We start from the raw sequence: 23,241 nt of genomic DNA on the forward strand, positions 1-23,241 counted from the left end.
CGCCGTTCGTGCCGGGCCGCCTCGATCGACAATAGCGCCGCCGCGCAAGCCGCTCAGCGAGCGGCGAGAGGACCCAGCAGGGGCCCTTCGCTGCGCGGCCGCGCAAGCCGCTCAACGGGCGGCGAGGGGGCGCAGCAGGTCCAGCAGGGCCTTCGCGTCGGGGGTGGCGGCGAAGAACGCGGCGTCGGCCGCCTCGACCACGGCGACCGCGCGCTCGGCCACCTCGGCGCCGCGGTCGGTGACGCGCAGCAGCTTGGCCCGCGTGTCGGACGGGTCGACCTGGCGTTGGAGCAGGCCCTTGTCCTCGAGCTTCTGCAGTACCTGCGAGGTCATCTTCACGTCCGTGCCCGCGTGGGCGGCGAGGGCGTGCTGGCGGGGCGCCTCGCCGGCGCGGTTGAGCCACCAGGCGCTGGCCAGCAGGACGAACTGGACGTGCGTCAGGTCCAGCGGGGCCAGCGCCGCGGCGATGTCGCGCTGCCAGCGCAGGGTCACGTGCCACAGCAGGAAGCCGGGGCTCTCCTCGGGCTGCATCGCCAACGTTGCGCTCCTATCCTTCCGCCCGCTTGACCAGCGCCGCCAGGACCTCGGGGAAGTCGCCGGTGATCGCCGGGCCGAGCTGCGGGCCCACCTCGGCGGCGGCCGCGCCGGTGATCTCCGTGCGGTACACCACGCGGGTGCCGCCGCCCGGGAGCGGTTCGAGCCGGTGGACGGTCGTCACCACGAAGTCCCCGGCGTCCATGATGTCGGTGAAGCGCTCATGCCGTACAACCTCGGTCAGCCGCAGCTCGATCGCCTCCTCCCCCGGCGGGGTCATCCGGAACCGCGTCCCCGGGGCGAACTCGCCGTCGATCTCGATCTTCTCGACGCCCGCGTTCCAGTCCGGCCATCCCGGCACGTCGGCCCAGACGTCCCAGATCGCCGCCGCGCTCGCGCCGCTGTCCACCGAGTGCTCGTACGCCCACATGGTCGTGCCCCTCTCCGGCGAATTAGTCTTCGCAGAGATTATCGCCGCGCAGACTAACTCGCAACCCGGTACTGCGCCGTTGCCGAGAGCCGGCTGGTCTTCCCGACAAGCTGGACATTGACGATTTTTCCCGTTTTGGTACCACCAGCCGCCACCGTCACGCTCTCCTCCACCGCCCCGTGGTCGTCGGCGGTGAGCGTCGTGACGGTCCGGTTGTCGGCCTTCACGTCGATCCGCTCCCCCGCCCCGAACCCGCCGGCGGTCAGCTTCACCGGCGCGCCCGCCTTCCCGCTCGCCGGCACCAGCAGCAGCGTCGCCGGCCCGGCCGCGGCCCTGCTCGCGCTCGGGCTCGGGCTTCCCGGGGCGGACGCCGGCGCGCTCGGCTGCGCCGAACCCCCGAACAGGCTGTCGACCTTGTCCTTGCCGTCGTGCAGCAGCCCGCGCCCCCACGGCGTGAGGACCATGATGAGCACCCACGGCACGATCGGCAGCGCCGCGAACCGCAGCCGCCGCAGTACGCCCCGCCGCCGTCGTTTCGGCTCCGGCGCCGGCTCGTTGCCGGCCCGGCCCGATGCGGCGCTGCGGGGTTCGTCGTCTTCGTCGGGCGGCATGAGGTCGGCGTCCCCGTACACGGCGACGTTGCCCTGGATCGTCACCCCCGGCCCGATGATGACCGACGGCCGCGCCCGCCGTTCCGGTTGTGTCACCGGCGCCCGGGCCGCCAGCCCGGCGTGCCCCTGCGGTCCGGGCTGTGGATACGGCGGCTGGAAGGCGACGGGCGCGGCATAGGCGGCCGCCGGTTGCGCAATGACCGGGGCCGACGGGATTGCGCTGACCGGCCCGCTCGGATATCCGCCCGCCGGCGTGGCCGGGTGGTCGCCCGTCGGTGGGGATGCGTACGTAGACGTAGACGTAGACGGGCCGTTCGCCAGGAGCAGGGCGCCGAAGGCCACCGGCAGCTCGGGCTGCTCCGGTACGACCGGCGCCAGCCCGAACCGCGCATGCAGCCGGCTCGCCACCAGCGGCAGCCGGCTCGAGCCGCCGACGAGCACGATCGCGTCCAGGCGGGCCGGCGTGACCCCGGAGCGTTCCAGCACCCGGCGGGTCTCGTCCACGGCGCGGTCGACGAGGGGACCGGCGATGCGTTCGAGCTCCTCGCGGGTCAGGTGCGTGGCCCGGTCGCTGCCCGGGACGTGGATCGGGGCCGATGCGGAGCGGGAGAGCATTTCCTTGGCCTGGCGTACCTCGGACCAGAACGTGCGCCGATCCCGGAACTCCGCGGGGGTGCGCGGCGCGGCCAGCCGCCGCCAGAGGTCCGCGTCGGCGGCGGCGATCAGGTGGCCGAGGTGGCCGACGAGCGCGGCATCGATGTCGGTACCGCCCAGATCCGCCAGCCCGCCCGTGGCCAGCACCCGCAGCCCGGCTCCCCCGTCCGCGGCACCTCCGCCTCCGTAGTTCCCGCCCATGCCGCCGTCATCCGCACCGACGACTGGGCCGCGGCCGTCGAACGCGGCACCGCCGCCGGGCGGGGTGGCCTCGACCACGGTGACGTCGAGCGTGCCGCCGCCGAAGTCGAAGACCGCGGCGCAGCGGCCGGGGGCGAGGCGGCCGCCGAGGGCGCGGGCGCAGTACGTGGCGGCGGACACCGGCTCGTCGAGCAGCGCCACCCGCCCGAGCCCGGCCCGCCCGGCGGCTTCGAGCAGGACCGCGCGGCGGGTGTTGCCCCAGTCGACGGGGCAGGTGAGGACGGTCGCACCGGCCACCGGTACGCCGGTCTGCGCGGCCTCCGCCGCCGCCCTCCGCAGCACCGCGGCGAGCAGTTCGGCGACCGGCAGCTCACGGTCGCCGAGCAGGATCGCGCCGTCGTCGATGCGGCCCTTCGGGTTGGGCTCGAACCGCGTGGCGTCGGTCATCATGTGCCGCTCGGCGTCGCGCCCGACGAGCAGCGCACCGCCGGGGTCGGCGAAGACCGCGGACGGCAGGAGCGGGCTGCCGTCGAACAGCAGCGGCCTGGGCGTGCCGTCGCCCCGGTCCACGACCGCGACCGTGTTGGACGTGCCGAGGTCCACCGCGAACCGGAAGGGCATCGCGGCATCCTATCGGCGCGCCGCCGACCAGCCAGGCCTACCGCCACCTCCCGGCTACGCCACCACCACCGCCGCCCGGCCCATGCCTACAACGCCCGCCATGCCTACGACGACCGCCGCCCGGCCACGGCCACCACCACGGACGCCACGGCCGGCTTCGCGAACCACCACCGTCGCCACCGCCAACCACTACCGCCGCCCGGCCTGCCACCCCCGGGACCTGCCAACCACCACTACTGCTGCCGCCCGGAAAGGCCTGCCGTCACCAACCGGCCTCGCCTGCCGTCCCGCCGCCTCGCGGAGGGCGGGCGAGGTGCTCGCGATCCGGATAAATGTCCCGGCAGGCGAAAAATCCGAAATGTCGGTGCGGCGGAGCCGCCCGACATTTCGCGCCCCAACGCCGCGCCGGGTCAGGCGAGCGACGACAGGACCGACGCCAGCGACTGTTGCTCGGCCGAGTGCAGGACCATGTCGGCCGCGGTGAACCGGGTGCGGTCCATGTACGGGTTGGGGATGGCCACGCAGCGCAGGCCCGCCGCCTTCGCCGCCGCCGCGCCGTACGGCGTGTCCTCGAACGCCACCGCCCGGGACGCCGGGACGCCGAGGCGACGCAGGGCCAGGAGGTACACGCCCGGGTCGGGCTTGTGGTCGGGGACCTCGTCGCCGTACGCCCGGACGGTGAACCTCGACAGCTCACCGCAGCGGTTCAGGTGGCCCTCCACCCACGCGCGCGGCGAGCTGCTGGCCACGGCCAGCGGGATGGACAGGGCGGCGGCCTCGTCGAGCCACCTGCGCATGCCGGGGGCCAGGTCCAGCGAGGCGTGCAGTACGTCGCGGTGGGCGATGCGGCGGGCGTGGCTGGTGGCGCGGTCGTAGCCGGGGCCGACGGCCGCGGCCAGGTCGGCGTAGTGCTGCTCCGACGTGTCGCCGGCGTGGTCGGCGAAGAAGGTGCTCACGTCCAGGTCCAGGCCGTGGTGCGCCCATTCGGTGCGCCAGCATTCCAGCAGCGTGGACTCGGTCTGCATGAGCAGGCCGTCGAAGTCGAACACCAGCGCCTCGATGCCGTCGAACATGCCGCGACGCTACAAAGCAGGACCGCCCGGCCACAAAGGGATATGGCCCGCGTCACGACCTGGCCGGTACACCGGTTCCCGAGGGTGGCTCGCATCCAGTACCGTGCGGGCGTGATGCACGGGGACCATTCGGAGCCGGTGAGCGGACCGGCCGCGACGGAGGAGCCGCCGCCCACCACGGGCGTGGTGATCCCCCAGCAGCGCGGCCCGGAGATGTGGACGCCGCCGACCACCACAGCGCCGGAGCCGGACGGGCCACAGCCGGCCGCGCCACCGCCACCGCCCGGCATGCCGCCGCCGATGTACGGGGCGCCGTACCAGACCGGTTATCTCCCTGCGCCACCGCCGAAGAAGCGGCGCGGGCTCGTCATCGCCGCGTCCGTGGTCGGCACCGCGATCGTGCTGACCCTGGCCGTGCTGGTCGCCTCGGCCGGATCGGGGGCGCCGGCCGCCCTCGCCGGCGCCGCCCGGCCGCTCGGCACGCACGGCGCGACGGGCGACAACGCCTCGGCGCCGAAGGGCGACTCGGTCTCCGACAAGATCCTCGCGGTGCTGAACAAGCAGTCCAAGGCGCTGCTCGCCGGCGACCAGGCCGGCTACGGCGCGGGGATCGGGGCGGGGCTGCAGGACGGGTTCAACCGGCGGTTCGGGTCGTTGCGCGCGATGGGCGTGCAGACGTGGAAGCCGACGCTGGTCGACAGGCCGTCACAGAACGCCGACGGGACGTACTCCACGCTGGTGCGCTGGGACTACTGCTTCGGCCAGGGCTGCACGGTGCTGTTCCCCCAGGTCGTGCAGACCTCGTGGACGATCGCCGGCGACCAGGCGACGATCGCCAAGTACGAGCAGACCTCCGAGCCGTGGGACGCCTCGGCGCTGCAGGCCGTGTCCGGGCGGCGGGTCATCGTGGCCGGGTCCGCGGCGAGCGCGAGCAAGCTGCAGCGGGTGCTGACCAAGGCCGACGCGGCCGCGGACGTCGCCGACCGCTACGCGCACTGGGACGCGCCGCCGAAGTGGTACATCGTGTACATCGCCGGCGAGGGCGAGTGGAAGTCGTGGTGGGACAACGGCGACATCGGCGCGTCGTACGACGGCTACTCGACCGGCCCGCGCGGCATCGTGATGCAGTCCGCCGACGCCACCCAGCAGTGGCTGCAGGTGCTGCTGACCCACGAGTTCGGGCACGTCGTCACGGTCGGTGAGGACTACGGCACGGCCGAGCAGTGGTGGATGACCGAGGGCATCGCCGACTACATCTCCGATCGCGACGGCACGACGATGCGCGGGCGCCTGCCGGACGTACGCAAGTTCGTGAAGAACGGCTGGAACGGCAAGATCACGCTCGCGCCGCCGCCGGAGACCGCGCCCGGGTGGGAGATCGACGCACGGTACGGCATCGCGCTCATCGCCATCACCTGCCTGTCGAAGAAGTTCACCGAGCCGAAGATGCTCGACTTCTGGGGCGACGTGGTGCGCAAGAACATGACGCTGGAGTCGGCGTCGACCAAGGACCTCGGCGCCGACTGGGCCGGCGTCCAATCCACCTGCGCCGGCCAGGTCCGTAACGCGTAGAACCGCGCATAACCGAAAAGTCCGACATGTCCGTCACGAAGTGGCGGACATGTCGGGCAAGAGCGGCCCGCCGCGCAGCGGCGGCCGGTCCCCGGAAAGCGGCTCGCCGCGGCCAGGTCTCGGAAGCAGCGCGCCGCGGCCGCCTCGCCCGCGGCAATGAGGAGCGCGCATAACCGAAAAGTCCGACATGTCCGTCACGAAGTGGCGGACATGTCGGACAAGAGCGGCCCGCCGCGCAAGAGCGGCCCGCCGCGCAAGAGCGGCCCGCCGCGCAAGAGCGGCCCGCCGCGCAAGAGCGGCCCGCCGCGCAAGAGCGGCCCGCCGCGCAAGAGCGGCCCGCCGCGCAAGAGCGGCCCGCCGCGCAAGAGCGGCCCGCCGCGCAAGAGCGGCCCGCCGCGCAAGAGCGGCCCGCCGCGCAAGAGCGGCCCGCCGCGCAAGAGCGGCCCGCCGCGCAAGAGCGGCCCGCCGCGGCCCGCCGCGCAGAGCGGCCCGGGCGATCCCTGGAAAAGCGCTCGTCGCCCGATCTTGAAAAGCGGCCCGCCACGGCCGGTCCCCGCAACCCGCCCGCCGCGGCCCGGTCCCGGGAAGCAGCCTGCCGCGGCCACCCCGCCCACGACATCGAGAACCGCGCATAACCGAAAAGTCCGACATGTCCGTCACGAAGTGGCGGACATGTCGCGCAAGAGGCGCCTGTCGCCGAAGGGGGCCACGCGACGGGAAGGGGAAGCGGTCCGTCAGAAGGCGTGTGAGACCTCCCGAGAGGACCAACCCACATGCCGACGCCGCTGGAAGCGATCCGGGCGATGCTCGCCCGCCGCCGGGCCGAGTCGATGGAGGCGGCCGGGCAATGGGAGGCGGCGCACGACGCGTTCGCCGAGGCGGCGGCGTTCTGGGAGGCGACGGACCCGGTCCTGGCCGGGTCGCTGTGGAGCCGGGCCGCGCGGCAGCTGGCGATCCTCGAGCGCCGCCCGGCCCAGCTCGAGGCGAGCCGGCGGGCGCTGGCGCTGCTGCCGCCGTGGCCGCGCTGGGACACGCCGCTGGCCCGCGAGGACGGGATGACGGCCCTGCGGCTGCGGGCGGGGGCGCTGTACTGGCTCGACCGGCTCGCCGAGGCCGAGGCGGCGGCCCGCGAGGCGATCGCGGCCGCCGAGGTGCACGGCGGGGCGGCCGAGCTCGCGCTCGCGTACGGGGAGCTCGCCCAGGTGCTGCACCGCCTGGGGCGGCCGGTGGAGACGGTGGGCGTCCTGGGGCGCCTGGTCGAGCTCGCCCGCGCCGTCGCGGCGCCGGAGATGCTGGCCGCCGCGCTGACCGACCACGCCGTCGCGCTGTACGGGCTGGAGCAGCACGCGGCGGCGCGCGGGGAGCTCGACGAGGCGCTCGCCGTGATCGGGACGATCGCCGATCCGGTCCGGGCCGACAAGGCGCGCCTCGGCACGCTCGCCGCGGCGGCCTCGGTCCACCGGGCCGGCGGCGACCCGGCCGGGGCGGTCGCGATGGCGGAGCAGGCGGCGGCGCTGTGCGAGCGCTACGGGCGGCGGGAGCAGTACCTGCAGGCGCAGATGGCGCTGGGGCTGGCCCTGGCCGACACCGGCGAGGTCGAGCGGGGCGCCGCGGCGATCCGCGTCGTCTACCGGGAGACGCTGGAGCGCGGCACCCGGCACCTGGCCGGCCGGGCCGCGAACAGCCTCGCGGCGCTGGACATGAAGGCGGGGCGGCTGCCGCGGGCGCGGGCCTGGGCGCGCCGGGCGGTGCGCCTGCAGGACACCGGCGACCTCGAGGCCCGCGCCGCGGCGCGGTTCAACGTCGCCCGGCTCGCCCTGATCGACGGGGACGTCACGGGCGCGGAGACGGTACTGCAGGGTGCCGTCGAGGACTGGGAGTCCGTCCGCCGCGACGTGACCGACGAGCGCCAGTACGTCGACGTCCTCGAGAAGCAGGCGCTCGTCTATCGGGTGCTGCAGCAGTGCCGCCTCGCCGCCGGCGACGCCGACGGCGGGCTGGAAGCGGCGGAGCGGGCCCGCGGCCGGGGGCTGCTGCGGCAGCTGCGGCGGCGGCGCGGGCCGGGCGCGGCACCGGACCCGAGCGGCGGGCAGTTCGGCCCGGCGGAGGCGGTGGCGCTGGCCAAGGAGCGCGGGGTCGCCTTCCTCGTGTACAGCATGGTCCCCCCGCTGGCGGGCTCCGCCGCCGACGCCGTCGCCGGCGTCCACGCGTGGCTCGTCGACGGTGCCGGGATCGCGCACGCCCACGCCGGCCTGGACGTCCTGCGCGACCTCGCCGGGCGGCCCGCCGAGCCGGACGCGTTCCTGGGGCTGACCCGCGAGGTCGACGGGCCCGACCTGGCCGGCGCCGTCGACGCCCTCGACCTCGACGGGCTGTCGCGGGCGCTGGTCGCGCCGATCCGCCACGCGCTGCGGGCCACCCCGGCCCGCCGCCTGGTGATCGTCCCCGACGGCGACCTGGACCGGGTGCCGTTCGCCGCGCTGCGCATCGGCGACGGCGAGTGCCTGGCCGACCGGTTCCCGATCGCGGTGCTGCCGGCGATCGCGCTGTTCCCGGTGCTCGACGGCGGCGGGCCGGCCCCGCTGCGCGACGTCCTGCTGGTCGGCAACCCGGCGCCGCCGAGGACCCCGATCGCGCCCGGCTTCCCGGTGCCGGCCCTGGCGCCGCTCGTGCACGCCGAGCGGGAGGTCCGGGCCGTCGGCGGCGGCGAGCCGCTCATCGGCGCGGCCGCGACGCGCGCCGCGGTGCTGGCCCGCATCGGCGGCTGCGACCTGGCCCACTTCGCCACCCACGGGCTGTACGGCTCCGACGACGGCGTCACGCCGGGCGCGCTGTGCCTGAGCCCGGACGGCGCCGACGACGGGTACCTGCGCGCCGACGACGTCGCCGCCCTGGACCTCGAGCGCTGCCGCATCGTCGTACTCAGCGCCTGCCAGACCGGCTGGGGGCGCAGCACCCACGAGGGCAGCCTGGGCCTGGCCCGCGCGTTCCTGCGGGCCGGGGCGCGGGCGGCGGTCGTGTCGCTGTGGCCGGTCGACGACGCCGCCACCGCCGACCTGATGACCGGCCTGCACCGGCACCTGCGCGCCGGCGCCCCGGTCGCCGAGGCGCTGCGCCGCGCGATGCTGGCCGCGCGCGACGCCGGGGTGCCGGCCCGGCACTGGGCCGCCTTCACGGTCGTCGGCGACGGCGGGGCGGCCGTCACCGCGCAGTACGACCGGGGCTAGCGCTCGTCGACCGCCCCGATGACGGGCTTGACGTCGAGGATCGGGGTGCCGTGGACGGCCTCGAGGCCGTCGACGAGGACGCGGCGGCCGTCGACCTCGACGATCTCGGCCCGGTGCAGCCCGATCGGGTTGGGGCGGTCCGGCGCGCGGGTGGCGAACACGCCGGTCTCCGGCCGGGTGACGTCGCCGCGCGGATGCACGGCGAGGACGTCGCGGTCGGCCTGGTGCAGCCACGTCAGCAGCAGGATCTGGTCGCCCTCGTGCAGGTCGGCGAGGGCCGGGACGACCCGCTCCTCGAACACGATCCAGGCCGGCGGCGCGCCCTCGTCGCCCTGCCGCGGCGCCCCCGCCCGGTCGGTGAGCGGCGACTCGACCCGCCCGACCGGGCGCACCACGAACCCATCATGCTCCATGGGACCGGACACTACGGGAAACGGGGCGGTGGCACGGCCCCTTCCTGTGGCAGCATCGGGCGGGATGGCAGACGACGACGTGCTCGACGCGCCGATCTGGGCGGCGCTGCACCACCAGCAGCGCGGCCTCGCCGAGATCATCGGCCGGGCCGCCCGCTTCCGGCCCGACGTGGCGCCGTTCTGCGCGATCGCGCCGGGCGCCGGGCCCGAGGTGTGGTCCGACCTGGCGAAGCTGGCCGGCCCCGGTGGGCCGGTGACCCTGTTCGGCGAGGTGCCGCCGGCGCCGCCGGGGTGGGCGCCCACGTTCGACCTCGGCATCGTGCAGCTCGTCGAGGAGTCGGTCGAGGCCGGGCCGGACCCGCAGGCCGTCGTGCTCGGCCCGCGGGACGTGCCGGAGATGCTGGACCTGGTGCGGCGCACCGATCCGGGGCCGTTCCGGGCCCGGACCATCGAGACCGGCACCTACCTCGGGCTGCGGCACGAGGGCGCGCTGGTGGCGATGGCGGGCGAGCGCACGCGGCCGCCCGGGTGGACGGAGGTCAGCGCGGTGTGCACCGACCCGGCGTACCGTGGCCGGGGTTTGGGCGGCCGGCTCGTCCGGGCGGTCGTGCACGGCATCCGGGCCCGCGGCGAGCGGGCGTTCCTGCACGCCGCGGCGACCAATGCCGGCGCGATCCGGCTGTACTCGGCGCTCGGCTTCCGGCTGCGCCGCGACACCCAGGTCCGCTCCTTCGCCGGGCCGGGCGGGTCAGTCGACGCGGGGTGAGGTGCGGTTGCCGCGCTTGAGCTCGTAGAAGCCGGGCGTGCTCGCCATGAGGGCCATGCCGTCGTAGAGGCGGCCGGCGGCCTCGCCGCGCGGGACCGGGGTCACGACCGGGCCGAAGAACGCGGCGCCGTCGATGTGGATGGCCGGGGTGCCGAGGTCCTCGCCGACGGGGTCGAGGCCGGCGCGGTGGCTGTCGAGGAGGGCGGCGTCGCCGGCGTCGGTGTCGGCGGCGCCGGCCAGGTCCTCGGCGAGGCCGAGCGCGGACAGCGCGGAGCGGTACAGCTGCGGCCCGATCGCCATCCGCTCGTGGTGGATGCGGTCACCGAGCGCGGTGTACAGGTCGCGCAGCACCTCGGGGCCGTACTGCTGCTCGGCGGCGATGCAGACGCGGACCGGGCCGAGGGTGTCGGTGAGCCAGGTGCGGTACCAGTCCTCGAGGTTCTCCCGGTCCTTGTTGAGCAGCCACAGGCTCATCACGTGGAAGCGGGTGCGCACGGGCCGGACCCGCTCGACCTCCAGCAGCCAGCGGGAGGCGTTCCAGGCCCAGGGGCACTTCGGGTCGAACCACATGTCAACAACGGTCGTCACGCCCGACAGTCAAGCCGACCCGGTTGGCCCTCGGAAGTTCCAATTCACGGCCGGTTCCATTGGGCCAAGCCGCCGACGGTACGCTCCGGGCGTTCGCGCACCTCGGCCTGACGTTCTGGAACTGGCCGCCGCTGCGCGCCGGCTTCGTCGCCGCCGCCCGCCGCCTGGGCCACCGCATACGGCTCGGGGCCGGAAGGGTCTGAGCCCCCGGCCACGAACCGCAACGCGCGTCAGTTGCTCGTGTACTTGAACGCCTCGAGCGTCTTCGTGCCGTTGAGCTGCTTCGACCCGTTGTAGCCGCCGACGGCGTAGAGGACGCCGCCGCTCACCGCGACCGCCATGCCGGAGCGCGGCACCTCCTGCTTCGGCATCAGCGGCGTCATCGAGGCGTCCTTGCACCACCAGTCGTAGACCGTGCCGCCCTCGTTGCCGCCGAACACGCACAGGCCGATGCGATTGAGATACACGGCCGACGCGCCCTCGCGTGGATGGTCGAGTTTGACGTCGTTGTTGGGGCTCTTCAGCTGCTGCACATAAATGTCGATGGTGTCCTTGGTCTTGTTCCCGTCCGACTGCTGCACCCCGCCGATGAAGTAGACCGTGCCGGCGCCGTCGGACGCCGCCGTCAGCTTCTCCCGGCGGTCCGAGAGGGGCTGGGACAGCGCCTTCCAACCGGCGGGGCCGAGCAGCCAGACGGTGTCGGTGGCCCGCTTGTTCGGCGCGGTGCCGCCGCCGAAGAGAATGCCGTCGCTGTCGGCGACCGCGGCGCCGCCGATGCGGCCCTCCGGCAGCTTCGGGCCCTCCTCCCACTGCGTCTTGCCGGCCGAGAGCTTCCAGACGGAGTCGGTGGCGCCGCTCTTGACCCAGCCGCCCATCACCCAGATGTCATCGTTGCCGTCGACGACCACCGACATGTGGCTGGTCGCCGCCGGCAGCGGCGGGCCGTTGGACCACGTCCGGTCTTTGATGTCGTAGACGTAGACGTTGGCGACCTGCGTGCGCGGCGTGTTGGCCGTGAAGCCGCCGATGACGTACAGCTTGCCGTTGACGACCGCGGCGCCGGCGCCCTCGAAGCCGTCGTCGGACGGAACGTCGGGCAGCTTCTCCCACTTGCCGAACGCAGACGCCGGGGGCGCCGAGGAGGGGCCGCTGCCGCCGGCCTGGTTGTCGTCCTTGCCGTTGTAGGCCTTGAGGGCGAAGGCGCCGCCGATGAGCAGGAGCAGCACGACGGCGAAGCCGGCGATGAGCGCCAGCCGGCGGCGGCCGCCCGTCGCCGGCTCCTCCTCCGGCTTGACGCCGGGGCGGACGGGAACGTCGACGGCCGGGGAGACCGGGGTGGCCGGGGACTCGAAGCCCGTCGGGATGGCCGAGACCGGCGAGACGCCGGCGCCGCCGGAGCCCGGCACCGCCGAGACGGGGTAGACCGACCCGCCCGGGCCGGAGACGGGCACGCTGGAGACCGGCATGCCCGAGACCGGGACCGGCATCGCCTCGGTGCCACCGCCGCCGCCGTAGACGGTGCCGGACGGCGGGCCGGTGAAGGTCGGCGGGCGCGGCGTCGGCACGCCGACCGACGCGGTGCCGGTCGCGGTGCCGATGCGGCCGTCGGTGGTCAGCTCGGCCGGGTGGACCACGGCGCCCTCGGCGACCGGCAGCTCCGGCTGCTCGAGGACGGTCGGCGCGACGTCCAGCTCGCGGTGCAGCATCCGGGCCACGAGCGGCACCCGGGACGAGCCGCCGACGAGCATGACGCCGGCCAGGGTGCTGGCCTGCAGGCCGGACTCGCGCACGACGCGGGCCGTCTCGGTCACCGTGCGGGCGATCATCGGGCCGATCCGGCCCTCGAGCTCCTCGCGGGTCAGGTGCATCGCGGCCTCGACGCCGGGGATGCTGACCGGGGCGACGGTGGTGCGCGACAGCATCTCCTTGGCGCCGCGCACGTCCTCCCAGAACAGCCGGCGGTCGCGGCGGTCCTGGGCGGTGCGCGGGTCCTGCAGCCGCCGCCACACGTCGGGCTCGGTGCGCTGCAGCACGCCGCCGAGCAGCTCGACGAGCGCGGCGTCGAGGTCGAGGCCGCCGACGTCCTCGAGGCCGCCGGAGCCGATGACGACGAAGCCCTGCGGCTCGTTGCGGACCACGGCGATGTCGATCGTGCCGCCGCCGAAGTCGTAGACCACCATCGACTCGCCGCGGGGCAGCGGGTGGTTGAGGGCGCTGATGAAGTACCGCGCGGCGGCCACCGGCTCCGGGATCATCTCGACCTGCGGCCAGCCGGCGGCGATCGCGGCGTCGTGCAGCGTGCGGCGGCGGGTCTGGCCCCAGGAGGCCGGGTACGTCAGCACGACCGGCGGCGCGAACCGGGTGATCTCGGCGACGCCGATCGCGACCGTGCGCAGGATCGCGGCCAGCATGTTGACAGTCGGGATCTCGGCGCTGCCGAGCAGCACCGCCGGCTCGTCGATGCGCCGCTTCGGGTTCGGCTCGTAGCGGGCCGGGTCGAGCTGGGCCAGCCGGATCGCGTCGCGTCCCACCGCGAGCTGCCCGTTGTCCTGCAGGAAGACCGCGGACGGCATGAGGGGCGCGCCGTCGAACAGCACCGGCCGGCGCCGCCCGTCGGGCGAGCGGATCACCGCGACCGTGTTCGAGGTGCCGAGGTCGATGCCGACGACGTAGCCGGCCGGCGCCGGGCTCACCACGACGACCTGCCCATATGTGCTCCTAACACCAAGTTCGCGAGTTGCGCGGCGGCCAGAGTAGTTGCCGGATATGACAGCGGCACTAATTCGATCGGGAGGCCGACGCAGAGGGGGTGGCGGACGCCGACGCCGTCGAGGGCAGCGTCGTGCGGGGGACCATGTCCGGCGACCAGCGGGCCGTGTAGTACGGCTGGGCGACGCCCTGGGCGAAGGCGCTCGAGGCGGCCGGGGTGGCGGCGATGCGCCAGTCCGTCTCCTTGATCGACTCGTACCACAGGAAGCCGATGATCTCCGGGTGCTTCGGCAGCGAGCGCAGGAAGTCGGTGATCCACTCGGCCTTGCGGCCCTGCGCGTCGGTCGCCGCCGTCTCGGTCACCACGATCGGGCGCTGGCTGATTCGCTTCAGTTCCGCCAGGGTCGGCCGGTAGATCTGGTCGAACGTCTGGTACGTCTCCATGCCCGCCGTGCCGTAGTAGCCGGACAGCCCGACCCAGTCGACGTAGTCGTCGCCGGGGTACAGCTGCGACAGCGGCGTCGCGTTCTCGTACACGACGTTCGGGCTCCACACCCAGATGACGTTCTTCGTGCCCAGCTTCGCGAACAGGTCGTGCACGTGCCGCCAGGCGGCCACGTAGTCGCCGCGCTGGTTGCCGTTGGCGGACTCGCACCACGGGTACCAGTAGCCGTTCATCTCGTGCGCGAAGCGGATGGCCACCGGATACCCGAGGTCCTTGATCCCCTTCGCCCACTCGGTGATGTAGGCGTCGAACGCGCCGCCGGCGATCCGCGACAGGCGGTACTGTGGCTGCGTCCCCCGGTCCTTGTCGGTCTTGGACTCGGCGCGGTAGTCCCACGGCTCCCAGCCGAGCATCGGCAGCATGCCCCGGTTGACGATGCGGTCGAACGGCTGCCGGTCGAAGTGCTTCTGCGCGCCCCACCCCGACGCGAACATCATCACCTGCGGGCCCTTCCCCGCGGCCTGCACGAACCCGTTGTAGTCCGTCAGGTCGCCCGGGCCCTTCTCGGTGAAGATGCCGAAGAACGCGGTGCCGGCGTCGGGGAACCCCTGCGGGCGCCGCCCGGGCACCGGCGGCTCGAGCGTGAACGTCGGCCGCGGCTCGACCACCTGCGGCGACCACTGCGCGCTCGGGTTGGTGTAGGCGTCCACGCGCGGCGCCACCACGAACACGTACGAGCCGATCACCACGAGCGCGGCCAGCATGATCCGGGGCAGCGTGATCACGCCGGGCTCCCCTGCGCCTGCGGCTGGGCCTGGTGCGGCAGGGCCTGGTGCGGCAGCGGGAAGCCGGCGTGCGGCACCGCCGGGAAGCCGTGCACGGTCGGCAGGTCGTCGATCGCGAACGCGCTGGACACCGTCGCCCGGATCGTGACGACCAGGCCCGACGTCACCGGGTCCTCCTCCGGCTCCACCGCGCCCCGGTCGCGCAGCCACGTGCACCACGCCATCAGCGGCGGGATCGAGCCCACGACGATGCTCAGCGAAGCCCAGAAGCGAAGGGCGATGGAGTCGTACCCCAGGACGAAGCTCGCCCCGAGCAGCGCCGCGCCCACGAGGGCCCACACGGCGTGCGTGCGGAACGTCTTGGGCCCGTCGACGCTGCGCAGCCGCCCCTTCGCCGTCACCGCGTACGCCAGGGGCCGGCGCAGCAGCGCGGCGATGCCGGCGGCGGCGTAGACGGGCACCGCGAACAGCGCCAGCAGCATGCCGTGCACGCCGATCTCGCGCCGCTCGTGGCGGGCCAGGTTGAACCGGCGCAGCCACAGCCACAGCACCGCCCAGGTGCCCATGCTCGCGCCCCACAGCGCCGCCCACATCCGCCACTGGATGTCCGCGGCGTTGATGCCCAGGCTCAGGTACGTCCCGGTGGCCACGACCCCGGACACCGCGGCGAGGGCGACGCTCGGGTAGTAGGACTGCACCAGGCCGTAGCACAGCCGCTGCCCGAAGCCGAGGCGCTTGAGGTGCGGCTTGGAGCGGCGCAGCAGGATCTCCCAGACGCCGTACGCCCACCGCTTCTGCTGGTTGAAGTAGTCCGTCCAGCTCGTCGGGCCCTCGCCGATCGCGATGACGTCGGGCGTGTAGACGCCCTTCCAGCGCCGGTCGGTGAGCGGGTTCTTGGCGCCCATGACGACCATGCTCGTGAGGTGGTCCTCGATGATCGAGTCCTGGTAGCCGTCGATCATCGCCCAGGCCATCGGCCGGTACAGGTGGTTGGTCCCGATGAGCAGCGGCGCGTCGAGGCCGTTGCCGCCGCGCTCGATCAGGCCGGAGAACAGGTACTGCTGCACCGAGGCGCCGTGCACGACCCAGTTGTCGTACATGTTGCCGTACACCTGCGGCGCCACGACGAAGGCGACGTCGGGATCCCGGAAGTAGCCCAGCGTGCGCTCGAGGAAGCTCGGCAGCGGCACGTGGTCGGGGTCCATCTGCGCGACGACGTCGTAGACGTGCTCGTGGGTGGCCCGCCAGGCGTTGTGGTTGCCGGACTTGGTCTTGGCCCGGAAGGCGCCGTGCTCCTGGTTGAACTCGGGCCGGCCCTTGCGGCTGAAGTGGTGCACGCCCAGGCGCCTGGCCATCGCCTTGACCCGGGGATCGTCGCCCTCGTCGAGGATCCAGATGTCGACCCGGCCGTCGTAGCGGACCTTCTGCATAGCCCGCAGCGAGCGCTCCACGACGTCGATCGGCTCCTTCGCCGGCACGATCGTGGTCAGCATCGCGATGCGCAGCCCCGGCTCGGGCAGCATCGGCACCGGGTCGCGGGCCTTCCACGCGAACACCCACACCGCGAAGTTCTGCAGCAGCCGCACCGCCTCGACGAGGACCACGAAGCAGAACGCGATCCGCGCGACGATCACGTGCCAGTCGGCGGCGTCACGCGACGGGCCCGCGCCCGGAATGTGCTCCGGCAGCAGCAGCCAGCCGATGAACACCAGCCCGGTGAGGAAGTTGGCCGAGATGAGCAGCGACAGCATCACCCGGCGCCACGGGCCGCCCACCTTGCGGTACACCACCGGCCGGTGCGGCGCCGACGGCCGGGTCAGCGGCCCGGTGATCTCGTTGCCGTCCTCGTAGGCCAGGTGCGTCGACTCGCGCTTGTCGCGGGCCTTGCGGGCCCGGCGCTCGGCACGGGTCGGCCGCGACCCGGACCCGTTCTCGGCGCCCCCGGATGTCACCGATCGGGGCACGGCGGTGTCCAGCAACGAACCGGCCTCCGATCTTCAAGCCCGAAATGGAACATCACGCTCGATGACGTTCCCCCGCCGTATCCGGCTCCGCTGATCGTAGGCTCAGACCGCGATTCGGCGGACCATCCCATCGGCCGATCCCGCGACCACTCGCGGGTGATCGTTTCCGCTGGTGGATGCCCGTTTTCACGCCCATCTCCAGGGCATTCGGCGGGCCGGGAGGGAGGGTGAATGTAGCGGATCCGACAGCCTTTTTCCGATCTCTTTTTTGAACCGATCAAGTGGCGATGGGTCACGTCCGCCGGATTGGTGAGGTGTTGCCCGTGATGCTGTCGTTTTCCCGACTCTCCACAATGGAAATGCGGCCGGCCAGCACCGGCTCGGCGAGCACCAGGACCACCGCGAGCAGCGTCAGCGCCCCGCCGACCAGCGCCGTCGACCGGACCCCCGGCCCATCGATGATCATGCCGCCGACGAGCGAGCCGGCGGCGATCCCGACGTTGAACGCCGAGCTCGTCCCGGCCGACGCCACGTCCGCGCTGCCCGGGGCGACCATCAGCACCCGGTTCTGCACGGCCGCCGCCATCGCGCCGTAGCTCAGGTTGCACAGCGCCAGGGCGGCGACCGCGGCCGGCCCGAGCCCGCCCAGCCAGTACATCGCCAGCAGCCCCGCGCACAGCAGCACCAGCGGCACGACGAGCGCGAGGTACGCGTACCGGTCCAGGAACCGCCCGACCGCGACCGTCCCGGCCAGCCCCGCCAGGCCGGCCGCGAGCAGCAGCGGGCCCAGCGCGTCCGGCGCGAAGCCGCTCACGTCGAGCAGGAACGGCGTCACGTACGTCTGCAGCGTCAGCGCCCCGGTCACGCAGATCGCGACCGCCACCACGAGGATCGCGAAGCGGCGCGCGTCGGGAGCGCTCCCGCGCACGACGACGGCCTCGGTGCCGCGCTCATGGGCCGGCAGCAGCGCGACGAGCGCGGCGCAGGTGACGGCCCCGACCGCGGCCATCGCCAGGAACGCGGCGCGCCAGCCCGCCTGCTGGCCGAGCCACGTGCCCAGCGGCACGCCGAGCACCGGGCCGAGCGCGGCGCCGACCGAGAGCCGGGCCACGGTCCGCCCGCGCCGTTGCGGCGGGAACAGCGTCGTCGCGGTGGACGCCACGATCGACCAGAACAGCGCCTGCGTCGCCCCCACCACGAGCCGCGCGCCGAGCAGCACCCCGTAGCCGGGCGCGAGCGCGGTGACGAGGTTCGCCGCGGCGAACACCCCGAGCGTCCCGCTGAGCAGCAGCCGCCGCGGCACCCGCTGGGTGAGCCGGGCCAGCGGCAGCGACAGGACCATGACCACCACCGCGTACCCGGTCATCAGCAGCCCCACCGCGGAGCGCGACCGCTGCAGGTCGTCGGCCATGAGCGTGAGCAGCCCGACGGGCAGGATCTCCGTGGTGACGAACGAGAACGTCGAGACCGCAAGGGCGGTGAGGGCGAGGTTGGCGCGTTTGTGACCCAGCATGGCGGTGGTAGCGTCGCACGCAGCGACGGACGGGGGCTACCACATAATGGCGCGGGTACGCTGCGACTTCTTCTCCGAGGCGCTGGGCTTCGGCACGTCGATGACCGTGCTGCTGCCGCAGACCGCGGCCGGCCAGATCGGCGTCAGCGGCCGCGCGAGCGACGGCGACTTCCCCACGCTGTACCTGCTGCACGGCCTCAGCGACGACGACACCATCTGGACCCGGCACACCGCGATCGAGCGCTACGCCGCCGGCCTGGGCCTGGCCGTGGTGATGCCGCAGGTCCACCGCAGCTTCTACACCGACGAGGTGTGGGGCCGTCCATATTGGACGTTCATCGCCGAGGAGCTCCCCCGCGTCGCCCGCGGCTTCTTCCGCCTCAGCGCCGACCCGGCCCGCACCTTCGTCGCCGGCCTGTCCATGGGCGGCTACGGCGCGTTCAAGCTCGCCCTGCGCCACCCCGACCGCTTCGGCGCCGCCGCCAGCCTCTCCGGCGTCCTCGACCTCGCCGCCCGCGCCGCCGACCTGCACCGCCCCGAGGACCCGCGCATGTGGCAGCGCATCTACGGCGACCCACCGGCGATCGAGGGCACGCCCGACGACCTGATGCACCTGCTCGCCGGCGCCACCACTGTCCCGCCGCTGTACGTCGCCTGCGGCACCGAGGACCCGCTGTACGACGGCAACGTCCGCTTCGTCGAGCAGTGCCGCGCCCAGGCCATCCCCGTCACCGCCGAGTTCTCCCCCGGCGAGCACGAGTGGGGCTACTGGGACGCCCGGATCCGCGACGTGCTGGCATGGCTGCCGCTCTGATCGGCGACTGGCTGGGAAGCCCGGTCGCCGAGACGCTGCGGGTCACCGGCAACCTCTCCCGGGTGTACGTGGTGCGCCTCGCCGACGGCCGGACCGTGGTGGTGAAGGCGCGCCCGTTCGCCGATCGGCTCGCCGGCTGCGCCGTCGTCCAGCACCACCTGTGGAGCGCCGGCTTCCCCTGCCCCGAGCCGATCGCCGGCCCCGACCGCTTCGGCGACCTGGCCCTGAACGCCGAGGCCGCCGTCGAGCCCCCGCCGTCCTCGTCCACCCCGCCGCCGCCCGCGGCGTCCGCCGCGCTCCTGGCCCGCCTGATCGCCACGGCACCGCGCGTGCCCGACACGCCGCCACTGACCCCGTCACCGCCCTGGATCCGGTGGTACCACGACGAAGGCCCCATCTGGCCCCGCCCCGACGACCGCGACGCCGACCTGCACGCGAACAAGAGCTGGCACGACGACGCCGCGGAGGCGGTCCGCGCCCGCCTGTCCCGCTTCGAGGCCCCGCCGGTCGTCGGCCACTGCGACTTCGAGTCCCACAACATCTGGTGGCGCGACGGCGAGCCCCTCGCGGTCCACGACTGGGACAGCGCCGTGGCCGAGCCCGAGCCGGTGATCGTCGGCGTCGCCGCCGCAATGTTTCCGGCCGGCGCCGACCGGCACGCGGCCACCGTTGAGGAGAGCGCCGAGTTCCTGGACGCCTACGAGCACGCGAGCGGCCGGTCGTGGAGCACGGACGAACGGGCGGCAGCGTGGGCGGCCGGCCTGTGGATCCTGCTGTTCAACGCGAAGAAGTGGGCGCTCGACGGCCTTGACCTGCTCAGCCGGCCCGAGGCCGAAGAACGCGCCCGCCTCGCCGGCCTCTGACCGACTCTTGCCGCGTCACGTCGTGTTGCACATCCTAGGAAACTAGGCTGACACCTTCCCCCGCGCCGAGGCGCAAGGAAGCCCAGCAATTTTCACTGTCTACGGTCTGGACCACCGACTGATGACCCGCTGTCCGTGCGGACGTGGCGGGCCGTCGGTGGCACGACCGCATTTCACATGGTGCACGCGGGCGGGTGGGGCGCGGCCGGGCGCGCCCCACCGCTGCGCGCTACGCGGCGTCGGCCGGGACGGGGGTCGGCTCGCGGTCCGCGGGCGGCTTCTGGGACTCCCAGGCCGGGCGGCCCGTGCGGACCAGGAGCAGGACCAGCGCGCCGCCGGCCAGGGCGACCCAGCCCGCGACCGCGGTCACGTGGTTCACCGCGTCCGTCGGGGCGTGGTGGGAGGAGAGGCGGTCGGCGAACAGCGAGCCGAACACGGCCACGCCCAGCGCGAAGCCCAGCTGGCGGAACGTGTTCACCGCGCCGCCGGCCATGCCGCTGCCCTCGTGCGGCACCGCGGCCAGGGCGGCCGATGCCATCGTCGGCAGGACCGCGGCCACGCCGAAACCGGCCACGATCAGGCCGGGGATGAGGGCCGTGCCGGCGCTGGACGGGGTCAGGCGGGACTGCAGGAGGGCGCCGGCGCCGATGAGCAGCATGCCGAGGCCGATCGTCCAGCGCGGGGCGATCCGCTGCAGCAGGCGGCCGCCGAGCGCGCCGCCGGCGAAGGAGGCCGCGGACAGCGGCAGGGCGCCGAGCAGGCCCGCGTCGACCGGGCCCTTGCCCAGGAACTGCTGCAGCCAGACCGTGGTGAACGGCAGGTACGCGAACGCGGAGGCCTGTGCGAGTACCGCCGCGGCCATGAGGACGGAGAAGGACGGCTTCGCGAACAGGCGCAGGTCCAGCATGGGGTGCGCGGTGCGCCGCTCGACGGCCAGGAACGCGGCCAGGGCGACGGCGGCGAGGGCGAAGGAGCCGAGCGTGGACGGTGCGGTCCAGCCGGCGTCGCCGCCGCGGATGAGGGCGTACGTCACCGCCGCGGCCGAGATCGTGAACGGCAGCGTGCCGGGGACGTCCAGGCGGGCGTCGGCGCGGCCGCGGGACTCGGTGACGCCGCGCGCGGTGAACCACAGGGCCAGCAGGCTCACCGGGAGGTTGACCAGGAAGATCCAGCGCCAGCCGAGGTGCTCGGTGAGCAGGCCGCCGGCGATCGGGCCGGCCGCGGCGGCGGCGCCGTTGACCGCGCCCCAGATGCCGAAGGCGACGCCCCGGTCGCGGCCGGTGTACGCGACGCTGAGGATCGCCACCGTCGTGGCCAGCATCGCGGCGCCGCCGAGGCCCTGCAGGAAGCGGGCGGCGACGAGCAGGGCGGCGTTCGGGGCGGCCGCGCACAGCAGCGAGGCGAGGGCGAAGACCACGGTGCCGCCGAGGTAGACGCGGCGGCGGCCGTGCCGGTCGGCGAGGGCGCCGGAGGCCAGCAGTACCGCGGCCAGGGCCAGGGCGTAGCCGTCGAGGACCCACTGCAGTCCGCCGAGGGTGGCGTCGAGGTCGTGGGCGATGCGGGGCAGGGCGACGGTCACGATGGTGACGTCGACGAGCAGCATGAAGGTGCCGATGGAGACGGCGATCAGGGCAGACCATGTGCGCATGTGCTCGAATGTGCGGCGGCCGAGCGGTTCCCGGTACTCACGGCGGCATCCGGTGCCGGATTCCGACGCCGGATACCGTTGGCTGGTGGAACTCGACATTCTGGACCTGAGCATCGTCGACGGGCTGCGGCTGGACGGGCGGGTGCCGTTCAGCGCGCTGGCCGGCGTGCTGGGGGTCTCCGACCAGACGGTCGCCCGGCGGTACCGGCGGATGCGCGCCGAGGCCGGCCTGCGCGTGGCCGGGCTGCCCGACGGGCCCCGGCTCGGCTACGACATGTGGCTCATCCGGCTGCAGACCACGCCGGATGCCGCGGGCGCGATCGCCGAGGCGCTCGCCCGGCGGCCCGACACGACCTGGGTGACGCTGGCCTCCGGCGGCACCGAGGTCACGTGCGTCGTCCAGAACCCGGGCACCGCCGACCGCGACAGCCTGCTGCTGCAGAAGCTGCCCCGCACGCCCCGGGTCGTGTCGGTGCGCGCGCACTGCCTCATGCACCAGTTCGCCGGCGGCGCCGAGGGCGACACCCGCATGACCCGGCTGACGCCGCAGCAGATGGACGCGCTGCGCCCGCCGGCGCCGGACCCGGCCGCAGTACCGGCCATCACCGACGCCGACCGGCCGCTGCTGGCCGCGCTGAACCGCGACGGGCGGCTGGGCTACCCGCAGCTGGCCGCGGCGACCGGCTGGTCGGAGTCGACGGTCCGGCGGCGGCTGGAGCACCTGCGGGCCAGCGGCTCGATCTTCTTCGACGTGGAGGTGGAGCCGTCGCTGTTCGGGTACAACGCGCGGTTCCTGCTGTGGCTCAGCGTCGCGCCGGCGCACCTGGAGGCGGTCGGGCGGGCGATGGCCGCGCACCCCGAGGTCGTGTTCGCCGCGGCCACCACCGGGGAGACCAACCTGGTGGCGACCGTGATCTGCCATGACATGGCGGGGCTGTACGAGTACGTGACGCACCGGGTCGGGCCGCTGCCGGGCGTGGACCGGCTCGAGTCGGCGCCGTCGCTGCGCCACGTCAAGCAGGTGGGTGCCCTGCTGACGTGAGCGGGGCGAGGTCCGGCTCGACCCAGCCGGCCTTCGCCTCGGCCGACGCGAGCGTGGACGAGCGGTAGAAGCGGCTCAGCAGGCGCTTGTCGAGCACCTCGGGCGCGCGGGCGGCGAACGCCTCGAAGTCCGCGTCGCCGGGCCGCATCCGGGCGGCGACGAGCTCGACCCAGGCGCGGCTCATCGTGTGGTGGTACTTCTGGGGCGCCCCCGCGTATCGGGCCGTGCGCCGGATGCCGTCGCTGACCAGCTCGGTCGCCGCGGCGAGGCTCATCCGGCGCAGGGCCAGCCAGGTCAGCTGGACGTGCCGGCGGTGACCGAAGCGGGCGTCGCCCGCCGTGACCTCGGCGAACAGCTCGTCGAAGGTGGTCATCGGGAGAGCTCCCGCAGCGCCGCCGAAACCGCCTCGACGGCCTCGGGCGTCAGGCGCCGCTCGAGCTGCGCCATGGCGTCGAGGATTCGGGCGGCGACCCGCGCCCCCTCGGCCGTCGGGCGCACCACGACGGTGCGCCGGTCGCGCGGATGCGGCTCACGGGCGAGCAGGCCGCGCTGCTCGAGGCGGTCGAGGATGCCGGTGAGCGTGGTGGGCCGGCCGCCGATCGCGGCGCCGAGCTCCGACACGGTGGCGACCGCGTCCGCCCGCGCGCCGAGGTTGGCCAGGGCGTTGAGCTCGGACGGGGACAGGCCCAGGTCGGCGAGGTGCGCGGTGAGGTGGTGCAGCGTCGCGTGCGTGGCGCGCTGCAGCTCCAGAAGAAGTACCACGGTTTC

At 74.2% G+C, this 23,241-nt stretch carries 20 protein-coding genes; 7 read left to right on the forward strand and 13 right to left on the reverse strand.

The window, feature by feature from the left end; genetic code table 11:
- Window positions 1-111: 111 nt before the first annotated feature.
- From ACQEVU_RS35905 to ACQEVU_RS35920, 4 genes are all read right to left on the reverse strand, one after another.
- Entirely contained in the window at window positions 112-531 is a 420-nt protein-coding gene (locus ACQEVU_RS35905; RefSeq protein ID WP_433335206.1) for a MarR family winged helix-turn-helix transcriptional regulator, read from the reverse strand.
- Window positions 532-547: 16 nt separating this feature from the next.
- Entirely contained in the window at window positions 548-964 is a 417-nt protein-coding gene (locus ACQEVU_RS35910; RefSeq protein ID WP_433331568.1) for an SRPBCC family protein, read from the reverse strand.
- A gap of 53 nt (window positions 965-1,017) precedes the next feature.
- Window positions 1,018-3,051 carry an Hsp70 family protein gene (locus ACQEVU_RS35915; RefSeq protein WP_433331570.1) on the reverse strand — a complete coding sequence of 678 codons (2,034 nt, stop codon included), beginning with the start codon at window positions 3,049-3,051 and terminating at the stop codon, window positions 1,018-1,020.
- A 410-nt stretch (window positions 3,052-3,461) separates the two neighbouring features.
- On the reverse strand, window positions 3,462-4,124 hold the full coding sequence (locus ACQEVU_RS35920) for an HAD family hydrolase (protein ID WP_433331572.1): 663 nt from the start codon (window positions 4,122-4,124) through the stop codon (window positions 3,462-3,464).
- Window positions 4,125-4,235: 111 nt separating this feature from the next.
- On the opposite strand from ACQEVU_RS35920, the gene ACQEVU_RS35925 reads away from it, so the two are divergent.
- A complete protein-coding gene (locus ACQEVU_RS35925) occupies window positions 4,236-5,696 on the forward strand; it encodes a hypothetical protein (RefSeq protein ID WP_433331574.1) in 1,461 nt (486 codons plus the stop codon).
- Between the two features lie 773 nt (window positions 5,697-6,469).
- Entirely contained in the window at window positions 6,470-8,923 is a 2,454-nt protein-coding gene (locus ACQEVU_RS35930; protein WP_433331576.1) for a CHAT domain-containing protein, read from the forward strand.
- Here ACQEVU_RS35930 and tsaA read toward each other — a convergent pair.
- Entirely contained in the window at window positions 8,920-9,336 is a 417-nt protein-coding gene (gene tsaA / locus ACQEVU_RS35935; protein WP_433331578.1) for a tRNA (N6-threonylcarbamoyladenosine(37)-N6)-methyltransferase TrmO, read from the reverse strand. The genes ACQEVU_RS35930 and tsaA overlap by 4 nt on opposite strands.
- Before the next feature lie 64 nt (window positions 9,337-9,400).
- Between tsaA and ACQEVU_RS35940 the strand changes: the two genes are divergently transcribed.
- Window positions 9,401-10,102, forward strand: coding sequence for a GNAT family N-acetyltransferase (locus tag ACQEVU_RS35940; RefSeq protein WP_433331580.1), 702 nt, complete (start codon window positions 9,401-9,403; stop codon window positions 10,100-10,102).
- Here ACQEVU_RS35940 and ACQEVU_RS35945 read toward each other — a convergent pair.
- Window positions 10,085-10,672 (reverse strand): mycothiol-dependent nitroreductase Rv2466c family protein, encoded by a 588-nt coding sequence (locus tag ACQEVU_RS35945; RefSeq protein ID WP_433335208.1) that lies wholly within the window; start codon window positions 10,670-10,672, stop codon window positions 10,085-10,087. The genes ACQEVU_RS35940 and ACQEVU_RS35945 overlap by 18 nt on opposite strands.
- Before the next feature lie 77 nt (window positions 10,673-10,749).
- Here ACQEVU_RS35945 and ACQEVU_RS35950 point away from each other — a divergent pair, with 77 nt between their 5' ends.
- A complete protein-coding gene (locus ACQEVU_RS35950) occupies window positions 10,750-10,893 on the forward strand; it encodes a hypothetical protein (RefSeq protein ID WP_433331582.1) in 144 nt (47 codons plus the stop codon).
- A gap of 27 nt (window positions 10,894-10,920) precedes the next feature.
- Here ACQEVU_RS35950 and ACQEVU_RS35955 read toward each other — a convergent pair whose 3' ends face one another.
- The 4 genes from ACQEVU_RS35955 to ACQEVU_RS35970 form a co-directional block, all read right to left on the reverse strand.
- Complete coding sequence (locus ACQEVU_RS35955; protein ID WP_433331584.1) at window positions 10,921-13,383, reverse strand: Hsp70 family protein; 2,463 nt, start codon at window positions 13,381-13,383, stop codon at window positions 10,921-10,923.
- 85 nt (window positions 13,384-13,468) lie between these two features.
- Window positions 13,469-14,629, reverse strand: coding sequence for a glycoside hydrolase family 26 protein (locus ACQEVU_RS35960; protein WP_433331586.1), 1,161 nt, complete (start codon window positions 14,627-14,629; stop codon window positions 13,469-13,471).
- Window positions 14,626-16,593: a glycosyltransferase gene (locus ACQEVU_RS35965; RefSeq protein WP_433331588.1), complete on the reverse strand. Its 1,968-nt coding sequence runs from the start codon at window positions 16,591-16,593 to the stop codon at window positions 14,626-14,628. The genes ACQEVU_RS35960 and ACQEVU_RS35965 overlap by 4 nt, the downstream gene beginning before the upstream one ends.
- Window positions 16,594-16,885: 292 nt before the next feature.
- Window positions 16,886-18,106 carry an MFS transporter gene (locus tag ACQEVU_RS35970; RefSeq protein ID WP_433331590.1) on the reverse strand — a complete coding sequence of 407 codons (1,221 nt, stop codon included), beginning with the start codon at window positions 18,104-18,106 and terminating at the stop codon, window positions 16,886-16,888.
- 46 nt (window positions 18,107-18,152) lie between these two features.
- On the opposite strand from ACQEVU_RS35970, the gene ACQEVU_RS35975 reads away from it, so the two are divergent.
- Window positions 18,153-18,920, forward strand: a complete 768-nt coding sequence (locus ACQEVU_RS35975) for an alpha/beta hydrolase (RefSeq protein ID WP_433331592.1) — start codon at window positions 18,153-18,155, stop codon at window positions 18,918-18,920.
- Entirely contained in the window at window positions 18,905-19,783 is an 879-nt protein-coding gene (locus tag ACQEVU_RS35980; protein WP_433331594.1) for a phosphotransferase, read from the forward strand. The genes ACQEVU_RS35975 and ACQEVU_RS35980 overlap by 16 nt, the downstream gene beginning before the upstream one ends.
- A gap of 229 nt (window positions 19,784-20,012) precedes the next feature.
- On the opposite strand, the gene ACQEVU_RS35985 is transcribed toward ACQEVU_RS35980, so the two are convergent.
- The gene (locus tag ACQEVU_RS35985; protein WP_433331596.1) at window positions 20,013-21,431 is read right to left on the reverse strand and encodes an MFS transporter; all 1,419 of its coding nucleotides are present in this window, start codon (window positions 21,429-21,431) and stop codon (window positions 20,013-20,015) included.
- An 85-nt stretch (window positions 21,432-21,516) separates the two neighbouring features.
- Between ACQEVU_RS35985 and ACQEVU_RS35990 the strand changes: the two genes are divergently transcribed.
- Entirely contained in the window at window positions 21,517-22,473 is a 957-nt protein-coding gene (locus tag ACQEVU_RS35990) for an Lrp/AsnC family transcriptional regulator (RefSeq protein ID WP_433331598.1), read from the forward strand.
- Here the strand turns inward: ACQEVU_RS35990 and ACQEVU_RS35995 are convergent.
- Together ACQEVU_RS35995 and ACQEVU_RS36000 are read right to left on the reverse strand one after the other, a co-directional pair.
- Entirely contained in the window at window positions 22,445-22,846 is a 402-nt protein-coding gene (locus tag ACQEVU_RS35995) for a hypothetical protein (RefSeq protein ID WP_433331600.1), read from the reverse strand. The two genes, ACQEVU_RS35990 and ACQEVU_RS35995, sit on opposite strands and share 29 nt — an antisense overlap.
- Complete coding sequence (locus ACQEVU_RS36000) at window positions 22,843-23,235, reverse strand: MarR family winged helix-turn-helix transcriptional regulator (RefSeq protein ID WP_433331602.1); 393 nt, start codon at window positions 23,233-23,235, stop codon at window positions 22,843-22,845. Before ACQEVU_RS36000 ends, ACQEVU_RS35995 begins: the two co-directional genes overlap by 4 nt.
- Window positions 23,236-23,241: the final 6 nt, after the last annotated feature.

It is taken from the genome of Dactylosporangium sp. CA-139066 (assembly GCF_050936175.1).
In the GTDB taxonomy this organism is placed as follows: Bacteria; Actinomycetota; Actinomycetes; order Mycobacteriales; family Micromonosporaceae; genus Dactylosporangium.